The following is a 12,792-nucleotide window of genomic DNA, read 5'->3' as shown; positions in this document are numbered from 1 at the left end:
GCCGGCATGAGTCCGAGCGGAGGTGTGACGCGCAGTACCCTGCGCCAGCAGATCGCCGACGCGCTGCGTGACGAGGTCCTCGCCGGACGTCTTCCGCCGGGCCGGGAGTTCACGGTCAAGCAGATCGCCGAGCAGTACGGGGTCTCCGCGACGCCCGTCCGTGAGGCGCTCTTCGACCTCTCCGCGCAGGGGCTCCTCGCCTCCGACCAGCACCGGGGCTTCCAGGTGCGCGAGTTCACCGTCGCCGACTACCGCGCGATGGCCGAGGCCCGCGCCCTCGTCGTCGAGGGCCTCTTCCGCAACCCCGCCGAGCGGGTAGCCGTCCGGTCCGAGGGGCTCGCCTCGATCCGCCGGCGGGCGGCGGAGGCGGTCCGCGCGGCGAAGGGCGGCGACCTCGACGTGCTGATCGGGTACGACCTGCGGTTCTGGCGGGAGCTGGGGCAGTTCGTCCTCAACCCGTACGTCGCCGACTTCCTCACCCGACTCCGCGTCCAGGCCTGGGTGTTCGCCGTGCACCGGCTGCGCCGCGACGGCATGGACGAGAACGTGCTGTGGTTCGGCCACGAGGAGCTGGTCGAGGCCATCGCCCGCGGTGACCACGAACAGGTCCATGCCGCCATGCACTCCTACTACGCCCACGCGCTCGCCTGGGCGGACCGCCTGGAGGCGCGGGAGGCCGAGGGGAAGGCCCCCGGACCGCCGGAGTCCACGGAGCCCCCGGCGCGTCCGATGCCTCCGGAGTCCCCGGGGCACTGTGCGTGAGGTTCGCCCCGCATTACGCTGTCCCGACGATCGCCCGAACCCTTCCGAGAGCGAGACTTCGTGGCCTGTGACCTGTGGCTGGTCCCCCTCGTCGACGTGCTGTGCCACAGCGCCGACAACCCCTTCGCCGAAGAGATCGCCGTCTACGACAAGGCGCTGAACGACGCCGGGCTGCCGCCCGTCCCCGTCTACGCCTACATGCCGGGCCTCACCGGGGATGTCGCCCCCGTGGCCGGCTTCGACTACGACGCCCTGCACTTCCTGCGCCGCGCCTACCTGCTCCAGCTGAGCGGCCTCGCCGTCACCCCGGTCGCCGGTCTCGACGGCGACTACGAGCAGCTCCTGGAGATGTTCGAACAGGGCGCGCAGCAGTCGCACCTGGTCTGGCACTACGACCACGCCGGGGCGTACGTCCCGCTGGACTTCCCCGCCCCGCTCTCCGACGACGCGCTGCTGGCCGGCGGCGGCCCGCTGGGTTCCGCGCACGGGCTGCTGCGGGAGCTGGAGTTCGTCGCCCCGTCCATCGGCATCGACCCGGCCAACCCGCCGGCCGCCCCGCAACCCCCCGCAGGCCCCACGTCCCTGGAGGAACCGGCGGACCCGATCCCCTACGACGAGAGCCCGTTCGCCCGCGAACGCCACGTCTGGCTGGGCCTCCACGCGGCAGCGACCCGCAGCCTGGCCCAGGGCTCAATGATCATCTTCAGCTAGCGCCATCTCAGCCCACCCTCTGCCTTGCGGACCTGGGGTACCGACATCCGGCCTGTCCCTGGGCTTTGGGGACGGGTGTGCCGACATCGGGCCTGTTCCTGCGCTTCGCGTACCGGGGTGCCGAAATCGGGCCTGTCCCTGCGCTTCGCGTACCGGGGGAGCCGAAAACGGGCCTGTCCCTGCGCCTCGCGGACCGGTTGTGCCGAAAACGGGCCCGCCTCCGCCTTGCGGACCGGGGTGCCAAAAACCAGCCCGTCCGGCGATTGAGGACCGGGGGTCCGGGGGCGGAGCCCCCGAAAGCCACTCACCGCGGCGGCGACTCCGGCGGCCGCTGCCGCGGCATGTTCGGCCGCGCCGCCACCGACGGCATCGAGAACCGTCCCGGCGCCACCCCCGGCTCCCCCCGCCCCGCACCCCCCGTCGCCAGGGCCTGCATGCCCATCGGCGCGGGCCCCGCCCGGAACTCCACCATCCAGTCCGCCGTCTCCGAGCGCACCAGCTCGGTCACGTCCTCGGAGAACCTCCGCAGCACCCCCAGGCACCGCTCGGCCGCCTCGCTGGCCGTGCCCTCGGTCGGCCCGAGCATCTCCCGTACGCACTCCGAGGCCCAGTCGAACTGGAGCACCTGGAGCCGCCGCTGCACCGCCTGGGCCGTGGCGAGGTTCCTTATCCACCCGGAGGTGAGACCGAAATACCGGTCGCAGGCCATGCAGGCGGCCCCCAGCAGCAGTGACAGATAGCCCCAGCCCGCCGAGCCGCTCAGCGCGCCGGTCAGGTCGAGCAGCGGCAGAGCGGCTCCGGCGACCACCCCGGCGGCCGTGCCCATCCGCAGCGTCCTCGCGGCCCGGCGCTTCCAGACCCGGTCGTTCAGATACCAGTCGGCGGTGTCCAGGGCGCCGGTCTCGACCCAGCGGTAGAGCTCGTCGAGCCGCTCGGCCGGCTCGCCCCAGTCGCCGAGAGGGAAGGGGCGCCCGGTCAGATCCCGCCCACCGGCACGCCACCCGGCGCGGCCACCGGCACGCCCCTCAGCAGGGGCTCCCGTGGCGGAATGCTCAGCTCCGTTCTCACCGGATCCCGCATCGGACTCCTTGCGGGGCGGCCCCTCGGGCTGCATCTCCGGCTGGCTCACCGGGGCACTCCTCTGCACTCTGACGGACGGGACGGACGGGGTGGACGGGACGGACGGGGCGGACGCGGCGGTCCGCGCGACCGACGACCTCCGGGAGGTAACTCTGCGTCACCGCACATGCACGCTCGTGTGCCGATGCGCATGCCCTTCCTACCGCCGAATGGTGGGCCGTGGGGTCGAAATCGCGGGATTCCCGCCTGCGCAGGGCCGCTGGTCAGGTATAGGAGCACTCACCCGGTTCCGGGATCTCACCCGAAAGAGTTGCTACCCGGCGGGTGGAGCGCGGTGCCCGGGGAGCACGTAGGCTCGGCTTACCGAAACATTTGTCGTCGAAATGCCAGGAGTGACCGTGATTCCCGGTGGTGGCCAGCCCAATATGCAGCAGTTGCTCCAGCAGGCCCAGAAGATGCAGCAGGATCTCGCCGCGGCCCAGGAGGAACTGGCCAGGACCGAGGTCGAGGGACAGGCGGGCGGCGGTCTCGTGAAGGCCACCGTGACCGGCTCCGGCGAGCTCCGCGCCCTGGTGATCGACCCGAAGGCGGTGGACCCGGAGGACACCGAGACGCTCGCGGACCTCGTCGTCGCGGCCGTCCAGGCGGCCAACGAGAACGCGCAGGCGCTCCAGCAGGAGAAGCTCGGCCCGCTGGCGCAGGGCCTGGGCGGCGGGGGCGGCATCCCGGGTCTGCCGTTCTGACCCGGCCGGCCACAGGCCACTAGGTTCCGCAGGCCCACCGAGGCCTACTGGTACCGACCCGTACCCACTACGGTACGGAGCAGGAAGCGAAGAAAGGCGTTCCGTTGTACGAAGGCGTTGTTCAGGACCTCATCGACGAACTGGGCAGGCTGCCCGGCGTCGGTCCCAAGAGCGCGCAGCGGATCGCCTTTCACATCCTGCAGGCCGAGCCCACCGACGTACGCCGGCTGGCCCACGCCCTCCTGGAGGTCAAGGACAAGGTCCGGTTCTGCGCCGTGTGCGGCAATGTCGCGCAGCAGGAGCAGTGCGGGATCTGCCGGGACGCCCGCCGCGACCAGAGCGTCATCTGCGTGGTCGAGGAGCCCAAGGACGTCGTGGCGATCGAGCGGACGCGTGAGTTCCGGGGCCGGTACCACGTTCTGGGCGGGGCGATCAGCCCCATCGAGGGCGTCGGCCCGGACGACCTGCGCATCCGCGAGCTGCTGGCGCGGCTCGCGGACGGCTCCATCACGGAGCTGATCCTCGCGACCGACCCCAACCTGGAGGGCGAGGCCACCGCGACGTACCTGGCGCGGATGGTCAAGCCGATGGGCCTCAGGGTGACCCGGCTGGCCAGCGGCCTGCCGGTCGGCGGCGACCTGGAGTACGCCGACGAGGTCACCCTGGGCCGCGCTTTCGAGGGGAGGCGGCTGCTGGATGTCTGACGCCACCGCCGTACACCCCCGGCTCCTGCACGCACTGCCGTCCGCTTCACCGTCTGTGACCGCGCCCACGGGAGGTCCCCTCGATGTCTGACGCCACGCTGAACTCCGTCACGCAGGACCCGGGCGACTTCGCCGTCCAGATCGCGGACCAGATCAAGACGTTCATCGTCGCGGTCGCCGAGGTGTCCAAGGTCGACGAGCCGGAAGAGGCCGTCCCGGTCCTGCTTCTCCAGGTCTCGCAGCTCCTGCTCGCGGGCGGCCGCCTCGGCGCGTACGAGGACGTCCTGCCCGACGAGCGGTACGAACCGGACCTCGGCGCGGAGCCGGACGCGGACGGCCTGCGCGAGCGGTTCGCGGCGCTGCTGGAGCCGATCGACGTCTACTCCGAGGTCTTCGACCCGTACGAGCCCCGCAAGGCCCCGGTCCCGCACCGCATCTCCGACGACCTGGCCGACCTGGTCACCGACCTCGGCCACGGCCTCGCGCACTACGAGGCGGACCGCACCGCCGAGGCGCTGTGGTGGTGGCAGTTCTCGTACTTCTCCAACTGGGGCTCCACCGCCTCCGCCACCCTCCGCGCCCTCCAGTCCCTGGTCGCCCACATCCGCCTCGGCCAGCCCCTGGAGGAACTGGACGGCCTGGACACCGACCAGGACCCGGGCGAGGACGACCTCGCGGAGGAGGCGGGCCGCGTGATGCTCCAGGAGATCGCGGCGCCGCTGGGGCTGCGGCCGGTGCAGTAGGGCCTGCGGAAGGCCTCTGACCTCGACGAACACGCGGTCTTCGACGGGCGGGCGCCGGCGGCGGGCCGCGACGGTGAACGGGTGTGCGCCGCCCGAGCCGGCCGGCTTCGCGTCCGGCACCGGGAAGCTCAAGGGGTACGCCGACTGACCGTCCCGGCTCGCCGATCCGTGTCCGATCGTGTGGGCTGGGACACAAACGGGAGTGCTCGACGGTCGGGCTGGGCAGCAGCCCGGTACGAGCAGTTCGGAGCGACACGCCGTTCCGGGTGGTGAGCGGGACATCTCACCATCTGGTAATGGACGGGTTGATTCCGGACTGCTCGTTAAACTGAGCCGACCGCAGTAATGACTGAGCGAGGAGCGCACGTGGGCCTTGTCGTGCAGAAGTACGGAGGCTCCTCCGTAGCCGATGCCGAGGGCATCAAGCGGGTCGCCAAGCGAGTCGTCGACGCCAAGAGGAACGGCAACCAGGTGGTTGTCGTGGTGTCCGCGATGGGCGACACGACGGACGAGTTGATAGATCTCGCCGAGCAGGTGTCCCCGATGCCTACCGGCCGGGAATTCGACATGCTGCTGACCGCGGGTGAGCGGATCTCCATGGCCCTGCTGGCGATGGCGATCAAAAACCTGGGCCACGAGGCCCAGTCGTTCACGGGCAGCCAGGCCGGTGTCATCACCGACTCGGTCCACAACAAAGCGCGCATCATCGACGTCACGCCGGGCCGCATCCGGACCTCGATCGACGAGGGCAACATCGCCATCGTCGCCGGGTTCCAGGGCGTGAGCCAGGAGGGCAAGAACATCACCACCCTCGGCCGCGGCGGGTCGGACACGACCGCCGTCGCGCTGGCCGCAGCGCTGGACGCCGAGGTCTGTGAGATCTACACCGACGTCGACGGCGTCTTCACCGCGGACCCCCGGGTCGTGAAGAAGGCGAAGAAGATCGACTGGATCTCCTTCGAGGACATGCTGGAGCTGGCCGCGTCCGGCTCCAAGGTGCTGCTGCACCGCTGCGTCGAGTACGCACGCCGTTACAACATCCCGATCCACGTCCGCTCGTCCTTCTCCGGACTGCGCGGCACCTGGGTCAGCAACGAGCCGCAAGGGGACCAGCAGGTGGAGCACGCGATCATCTCCGGAGTCGCCCACGACGTCTCGGAGGCCAAGGTCACCGTCGTCGGCGTCCCGGACAAGCCGGGCGAGGCCGCCGCGATCTTCCGCGCCATCGCGGACGCCGAGGTCAACATCGACATGGTGGTGCAGAACGTCTCCGCCGCGTCGACCGGCCTGACGGACATCTCCTTCACCCTGCCCAAGGCCGAGGGCCGCAAGGCCATCGACGCCCTGGAGCGGACCAAGGGCTCCATCGGCTTCGACTCGCTGCGCTACGACGACCAGATCGCCAAGATCTCCCTGGTCGGCGCCGGCATGAAGACCAACCCGGGCGTCACCGCCGGATTCTTCGAGGCACTGTCCGACGCGGGCGTGAACATCGAGCTGATCTCGACATCCGAGATCCGCATCTCGGTCGTCACCCGCGCCGACGACGTCAACGAGGCCGTGCGCGCCGTGCACACCGCCTTCGGTCTCGACAGCGACTCCGACGAGGCCGTCGTCTACGGAGGCACCGGCCGATGACCGGACACCGCCCTTCGCTCGCGGTCGTCGGCGCGACCGGGGCGATCGGCGGTGTCATGCTCCGGATCCTCTCGCAGCACGCGGACGTCTGGGGCGAGGTCAGACTCGTCGCCTCGCCGCGCTCGGCCGGCCGCAAGCTGGTCGTGCGCGGCGAGGAGAGCGAGGTCCTCGCGCTGAGCGAGGACGTGTTCGACGGCATCGACGTGGCCCTCTTCCTGGTGCCGGACGAAGTGTCCGCCCGGTGGGCCCCGATCGCCGCCGCCAAGGGCGTCGTCGTCATCGACGACTCCGCCGCCTTCCGGCTCGACGACGACGTGCCGCTGGTCGTCCCGGAGATCAACCCCCATGCCGCACGGCTCAGGCCGCGCGGCATCGTCGCGTCCCCGAACTGCACCACGCTGTCGCTGATCGTCGCGGTCGGCGCGCTGCACGCCGAATTCGGGCTGCGCGAGCTCATCGTCTCCTCCTACCAGGCCGTCAGCGGCGTGGGCCGGGACGGCGTCGCCGCCCTGCGCGAACAGCTGTCACTGGTGGCCGGTACGGAGCTGGGCACCCAGCCCGGGGACGTGCGCCGGGCCCTGGGGGACAGCGCGGACGGCATGAACGGCGCGCGGAGCCCGTTCGCCGCGCCCGTCGCCCTGAACGTCGTGCCCTGGGCGGGTACGGACGCCGGGGACGGCTGGTCCTCCGAGGAGATCGCCATCCGCGAGGAGTGCCGCAAGGTGCTGGGACTGCCGGAGCTGAAGACCACCGCGACCTGTGTGTACGTCCCCGTCGTCGCCACCCACTCGATGTCCGTCCACGCCCGCTTCGAGAACGAGGTCGCCGTCGACAAGGCGCACGAGATCCTGGCGACCGCCCCCGGCGTGGTGCTGTTCGACAGCCCGGCCTCCGGTGACTTCCCCACCCCGTCCGACGTGGTGGGCACCGACCCCACCTGGGTGGGCCGCGTCCGGCGGTCGATGGACGACCCGCATTCCCTGGAAATGTTCCTTTGCGGCGACAATCTCCGAAAAGGTGCGGCTTTGAACGTGGCGCAGATCGCCGAATCGGTCGCCGCCGAATTTCCCCGGTGATGATCGAACCTGTTTTGTAGGATCTGTGAACGCCCTATGAGTAATTTGCTGGTCTGAACCTCTTGAGCTGGGGCGTTGTCGTGTCCGACGATGATCTCCCGGCCATCTGCAACCGCACCTCGGCCGGGCTGCGTCTATGTCGTCACTTCTTGCGTGGCCGGACGCCATTACGGGGCATTTGGGGAAGAGCAGGTACGTATGAGGGCATGTCGCACAGCGTCGAACGTGGCGCCGTCCGCGTACAACCCTGACGGGGGGCAGCGTGTCCAACAGGCGTGGCAGAGGTTCTCGACATCACAGTGGTGGGCCCGTTGCGAGGCGCTTCGGTGCGTCCGCTCCGGCGGCCCCGTGCGCCCGGCGGCATGCCGGTGATCGCGCCCATGCCCGCCGCGCGCCCGGCCCAGTTGCCCGCGCAGCGCGGGGGTGCTGACGAGACGGTGGCAGCAGGAACCACGGTCGACCACCTCACCGAGACCTATCGCGCCCACTACCGCTCCCTGCTCGGCCTCGCGGCCCTGCTGCTGGACGACACCGCGTCCTGCGAGGACGTGGTGCAGGAGGCGTTCATCCGCGTGCACTCCGCGCGCAACCGGGTCCGCGAACCGGAGAAGACCCTGGCCTACCTCCGGCAGACCGTCGTCAACCTCTCGCGCTCCGCACTGCGCCGCCGCATCCTCGGGCTGAAGCTGCTCTCCAAGCCGATGCCGGACATGGCGAGCGCGGAGGAGGGCGCCTACGACCAGCTGGAGCGGGACGCGCTGATCAAGGCGATGAAGGGGCTCCAGCGACGCCAGCGCGAGGTGCTGGTGCTGCGCTACTTCGCGGACATGACGGAGGCCCAGGTGGCCGAGACGCTCGGCGTCTCGCTGGGGTCGGTCAAGGCGTACGGCTCCCGGGGCATAGCGGCGCTGCGCGTCGTGATGGAGGCCCAGGCATGAGCGGGCCCGAGCAGCGCCCCGGACAGGGCCCCGAAGGCCCCGAGCACAGGCACGAGAATGACCCGACGGGAAACGGAATTGTGAACCACGGGCCGGAGAAGACTCCGCACACCGATCCGGATGACCGACCGCACGCCGAGAGCGCGGGTCCCGGGCAGAGTGAGACCCCGGAGCCCGCGCCCCCCGAGCGCGTGGACACCGAGGCCGCCGAGGACCCCGACGAGCGGGACCCGGCCGAGCGGGACGCCGGCACGGCATCGGCCGAGGCGGACAACGCCCCGGCGGACACGGCCCCAGTGGACGCGGCCCCGGCGGACACGGCCCCGGTGGACGCGGACGCGGGTACGGAGACCGACGGCGACGCGCGTACGGATCCTGACGCCGATGCGGGCACGGAGACCGACGCCGGCACACGTACGGAGACCGCCGCCCGCGCCGGTGAGAAGACCGCCGCGGGCAACGCCCCCGGCAAAGCTTCCGGCGACGCCCCCGCGGCGTCCGACGACGACATCCTCGGCACCTTGACGGACCTCTTCGCCGAAGGCCGGGGCGTCCCCGCGTCCGACCCACCGGGCCCGCCGGGCGAGCTGGACGAAGTGGCCCTGCGCCGCATGCTGCACGGTGCGGTGCGGGACATCGCCCCCTCCGACGGGACCCTCGACCATCTCCACCGCGCCGTCCCCGCCCGCCGGGCCAGGCGGCGGCAGGCCGTCGTCGGCGCGGCCGCGGCGGCTCTGCTGATCGGCACCGCCGTCCCCGCCTTCGTCCACGTCGCCACCTCGGACGGCTCGTCCACCGCCAGCCCCGCCATCGCCGGACACGGCGAGCAGGCCCAGGGCGGCAACGGGGAGGAGACCGGCATCGAGGAGCCCGACCGGCGGACCGTGGAGCCCACCGAGCGCGAGAGCGAGGGCGGCGAGGGCGAGGCCGCCCCGGATCCCAGCCCCTCCCAGGGCGAGGGAAGCGACCCCGACGGGGCGGTCGCGGGCGAGAAGCCCGACTCCCCGAGCGTGGACTTCGCGTCCCTGCCCGTCTGCGACCCCGGTCAGCTCGGCGTCGCGTCCGCGAGCACCGACGCACCGGGAGCCGACGGCACGGTCTACGGCAGCTTCCGGATCGCCAACGTGTCCGGCGCGGACTGCACGGTCAGCAGCAACGGCACGGTGGGCTTCACCGCACTCGGCGCCGCCGACTCGCAGAAGATCGTCGTGGTCCAGCACGCGGCGGGCGACCCCGCCCCCGGCCTGCCCGACCCGTCCCAGGAGCCGGGCACGGTGCTGCTGAAGCCGGCCATGGCGTACGAGGTGCGGTTCGCCTGGGTGCCGACCGACACCTGTCCGACCGAGGGCCCCTCACCGACCCCGACCCCGTCGGCGGACGGCGCGGGAGGACCGGTCGGCGGGGGCTCCGAGAACCAGTCCGGTGTCGGCACCCAGTCGCTGCACGAGGACGGCGGGACCCCGGCCGAGGGCAGTGTCGCCGTGACGCACACCCCGGAGACGGGAGCGCCCACGGCGCAGACGGAGATCCCCAACGCCTGCTCGGGCACGATCTACCGCACGGGAGTGCTCGCCGCGTCTTAGTCCGGCGACGACGGGTCCTGTGGGGCGTCCTTCCGGGCGTCCTCCGAGACCGGAGCGGCGTCCTCCGCGGCCGGGCCGGGTTCTTCCGGCACGAGCCCGAGGGCGATGTCGCGCACGGCCTCGGCCTCCCGCCGCACCAGCCGGAACCACATGAAGAGCACGAAGGCGGCGAAGACGAACCACTCGCCCGTGTACCCCAGGTTCTGGAAGGCCTTCAGATCGAGGCCGCTGCCCTCCGGGGCCGCCGCGGGCACGGGCTTCATCGCTCCGCCCGTACCGCCCGCCTCGGCCTCGGGCAGCGTCACCCAGGCGTCGTAGACGTCGTAGGGGACGAGGTTCACCAGGGTCGCCGCGCTGATCATGCCGACCTGGCCCCCGGGGAGCCCGCCCCGGACGTCGACGCCGTCGCTGTGGGTGTTCTCGGATGCCTGGAGGTCGCCGGTCACCGTGACCTCGCCCTTCGGCGCGGCGGGCACCCGGACGTCGTTCGCGGACCCGGGCAGCCAGCCCCGGACCACCGGCAGGGCCTTGCCGGTGTCCGTGCGCAGCATGTTCAGGACGTAGAAGCCCTGACGGTCCTCCAGCTCACGGCCGGGCACCAGGAACTGGTCGGCGTACGTCCCCGTGGCGACGGCCGGGCGGCCGGACGTCACCTTGTCGACCGGCAGCAGCTCGTCCAGGGGTTTCGCGGCCCGGGTGCTCGGATCGGGCTGCTTCTCCGCCTGTTCGTGCGACTGCACACGGTCCTCGAAGCGGCCGAGCTGCCAGGTGCCCATGAACACGCAGAACGGGATGGCCAGCACGACGAAGAGGTTGATCCCCCACCATCGTGGGGTCAGCAGGAACCTGTACACCCCTCAAAGGTACGGTTCCCCGCCCCGGGCTCCCGGAGCGGGGTCCGCCATTTATCCGGCCCTTACGCCCGCCGGCGGCCCGGGTTCACCCCGCCGTACCGGCCACCGGGCCCCCGCCCAGGTGCTTCAGGGCGAACTCCAGCTCCAGTCGCACCTGCTTGATCCGCTCCTCCACCACGAGCGAGCCGTGGCCCGCGTCGTAGCGGTAGACCTCGTGGACCGCGCCGCGCGCCGCCAGCCGGTCCACGTAGTTCTCCACCTGACGGATGGGGCAGCGCGGATCGTTGACGCCCGCCGAGATGTAGACGGGGGCGCGCACCGCGTCGACGTACGTCAGCGGGGACGAGGCCTCGAAGCGCTCGGGAACCTCCTCCGGCGTGCCGCCCAGCAGTGTGCGGTCCATCGCCTTCAGGGCCTCCATCTCGTCGTGGTAGGCCGTGACGTAGTCCGCGACGGGCACGGCCGCCAGGCCCAGGGCCCACGAGTCGGGCTGGGTGCCGAGCCCGAGGAGGGTGAGATAGCCGCCCCAGGAGCCGCCGGCCAGGACCAGGCGCTCCGGGTCGGCGAGCCCGGACTTCACCGACCAGTCCCGCACGGCCGCGATGTCCTCCAGCTCGATCAGGCCGACCCGGTGCTTCAGCGCGTCCGTCCAGGCGCGGCCGTATCCGGTGGAGCCCCGGTAGTTGACCCGGACGACCGCGAAGCCGTGGTCCACCCAGGCGGCGGGACCGGAGGCGAAGGCGTCGCTGTCGTGCCAGGTGGGCCCGCCGTGGATCTCGAAGATCGTGGGGAAGGGGCCGTCGCCGGTGGCGGGCTTCTGCACGAGGGCGTGGATCAGGCCGCCCGGCCCCTCCACCCACGCGTCCTCGACCCGCACCGACGGCGGGGCCTTGGCTCCCGGCGGGTCCAGGACCACCGCGCCGCTCGTCGACCGCACCTCGGGCGGTCGCGCGGCCGAGGACCACAGGTACTCCACGGTGCCGTCCGGGCGGGCCGTGGCGCCCGAGACCGTACCCGCGGGGGTCTCCACGCGTACGGGTTCCGTCGCCCCCGGCTCGTACCGCCACAGCTCGCTGCGGGCCTCGAAGCTGTGCTCGATGAGCAGCGCGGAGCCGTCCGGATACCACTCGGCCCCCACATCGCCCGGCAGGTCGACCGGCAGGGCGGTCTCCGTGCCCGCGACCGGGTCCCAGATCATCGGCTCCCAGCGGCCGCGCCGCTGATGCCCGACGAGCAGCCGGCTGTCACCGGCCACCGGCGCGAAGCCGAGCACGGCGAGCCCCAGCTCCTTCGTGCCGCCCTCGGTGTCGTCCAGCTCGGCCACCGTCGAGCCGTCGGGGCGCACCACGCGCAGCGCGGAGTGCATCGCGTCGCCGTGCTCGGTGTGCTCCAGGGCGATCAGCGTCGCGTCGTGGGAGAGGTCCCCGACGCCTGCGGACTCCCGGTGCCGGTAGATCTCCACGGGCTCGGCGCCCGGCGACCGCACCAGATGGACCGTCGTGCCGTCCTCGTCGGTCGAGCGGCCGATCACCGCCGAACCGTCCCGCCCGATGGCCAGGCCCGCCGGGTAGGAGGGTGCGAGGCCCGGGGCGGCCGGCTCGTCCTCCCCACCGCCGAACGGCTGGCGCATCCACACGCCGAACTCGTCGCCGTCGGTGTCGCTGAACCACCAGATCGCTTCCCCGTCCGGCGTCAGCACGCCGTCGGTGGTCCCGTTGGGCCGGTCGGTCACCTGGCGCTGCCGCCCGCTCGCCCGGTCCCACGCGTACAGCTCGTAGGTCCCGGTGGCGTTGGAGACGAACAGAGAGCGGTCAGGCGCGTCCTCGGCCCAGTCGGGCAGGGACACCCGGGGCGCGCGGAACCGCTGCTCCCACTCCGGCGTGGTCGAGGCGTTCTGTGATTCGCTCATGTCCCCATCCAACCTGATCGGCCGCTCCGCCGGGGAGCCTGTGGATAACCC

12 protein-coding genes are annotated in these 12,792 nt (G+C 71.9%); 9 read left to right on the top strand and 3 right to left on the bottom strand.

The features are described from left to right. Positions 1-6 precede the first annotated feature (6 nt). The gene (locus ACFWRV_RS06315) at positions 7-762 is read left to right on the top strand and encodes a GntR family transcriptional regulator (protein ID WP_384328986.1); all 756 of its coding nucleotides are present in this window, start codon (positions 7-9) and stop codon (positions 760-762) included. Between the two features lie 60 nt (positions 763-822). Then, entirely contained in the window at positions 823-1,473 is a 651-nt protein-coding gene (locus ACFWRV_RS06310) for a hypothetical protein (RefSeq protein WP_384328983.1), read from the top strand. 304 nt (positions 1,474-1,777) lie between these two features. Here ACFWRV_RS06310 and ACFWRV_RS06305 read toward each other — a convergent pair whose 3' ends face one another. After that, positions 1,778-2,602 carry an SLATT domain-containing protein gene (locus ACFWRV_RS06305; RefSeq protein ID WP_384328980.1) on the bottom strand — a complete coding sequence of 275 codons (825 nt, stop codon included), beginning with the start codon at positions 2,600-2,602 and terminating at the stop codon, positions 1,778-1,780. Positions 2,603-2,951: 349 nt separating this feature from the next. Here ACFWRV_RS06305 and ACFWRV_RS06300 point away from each other — a divergent pair, with 349 nt between their 5' ends. From ACFWRV_RS06300 to ACFWRV_RS06270, 7 genes are all read left to right on the top strand, one after another. Beyond that, on the top strand, positions 2,952-3,296 hold the full coding sequence (locus ACFWRV_RS06300; RefSeq protein ID WP_073775674.1) for a YbaB/EbfC family nucleoid-associated protein: 345 nt from the start codon (positions 2,952-2,954) through the stop codon (positions 3,294-3,296). 104 nt (positions 3,297-3,400) lie between these two features. Continuing rightward, positions 3,401-4,000 (top strand): recombination mediator RecR, encoded by a 600-nt coding sequence (recR, locus tag ACFWRV_RS06295; RefSeq protein ID WP_164614609.1) that lies wholly within the window; start codon positions 3,401-3,403, stop codon positions 3,998-4,000. An 83-nt stretch (positions 4,001-4,083) separates the two neighbouring features. Beyond that, positions 4,084-4,743, top strand: a complete 660-nt coding sequence (locus tag ACFWRV_RS06290; RefSeq protein ID WP_384328976.1) for a DUF5063 domain-containing protein — start codon at positions 4,084-4,086, stop codon at positions 4,741-4,743. Between the two features lie 366 nt (positions 4,744-5,109). Continuing rightward, entirely contained in the window at positions 5,110-6,381 is a 1,272-nt protein-coding gene (locus ACFWRV_RS06285; RefSeq protein WP_137235118.1) for an aspartate kinase, read from the top strand. Further along, positions 6,378-7,457, top strand: a complete 1,080-nt coding sequence (locus tag ACFWRV_RS06280; RefSeq protein ID WP_384328973.1) for an aspartate-semialdehyde dehydrogenase — start codon at positions 6,378-6,380, stop codon at positions 7,455-7,457. The genes ACFWRV_RS06285 and ACFWRV_RS06280 overlap by 4 nt, the downstream gene beginning before the upstream one ends. Before the next feature lie 275 nt (positions 7,458-7,732). After that, positions 7,733-8,395, top strand: coding sequence for a SigE family RNA polymerase sigma factor (locus ACFWRV_RS06275; protein WP_384328970.1), 663 nt, complete (start codon positions 7,733-7,735; stop codon positions 8,393-8,395). An 80-nt stretch (positions 8,396-8,475) separates the two neighbouring features. Then, on the top strand, positions 8,476-9,978 hold the full coding sequence (locus ACFWRV_RS06270; RefSeq protein ID WP_384328967.1) for a hypothetical protein: 1,503 nt from the start codon (positions 8,476-8,478) through the stop codon (positions 9,976-9,978). Here ACFWRV_RS06270 and ACFWRV_RS06265 read toward each other — a convergent pair. Together ACFWRV_RS06265 and ACFWRV_RS06260 are read right to left on the bottom strand one after the other, a co-directional pair. Then, positions 9,975-10,832 carry an SURF1 family protein gene (locus ACFWRV_RS06265; protein ID WP_384328964.1) on the bottom strand — a complete coding sequence of 286 codons (858 nt, stop codon included), beginning with the start codon at positions 10,830-10,832 and terminating at the stop codon, positions 9,975-9,977. The two genes, ACFWRV_RS06270 and ACFWRV_RS06265, sit on opposite strands and share 4 nt — an antisense overlap. 85 nt (positions 10,833-10,917) lie before the next feature. Further along, the gene (locus ACFWRV_RS06260; protein WP_384328962.1) at positions 10,918-12,741 is read right to left on the bottom strand and encodes a prolyl oligopeptidase family serine peptidase; all 1,824 of its coding nucleotides are present in this window, start codon (positions 12,739-12,741) and stop codon (positions 10,918-10,920) included. Positions 12,742-12,792: the final 51 nt, after the last annotated feature.

Source organism: Streptomyces sp. NPDC058576 (genome assembly GCF_042718715.1).
Classification (GTDB): Bacteria; Actinomycetota; Actinomycetes; order Streptomycetales; family Streptomycetaceae; genus Streptomyces.
Note: the sequence above shows the minus strand (reverse complement) of the source record. Positions and strands in the feature narration are given on the sequence as shown.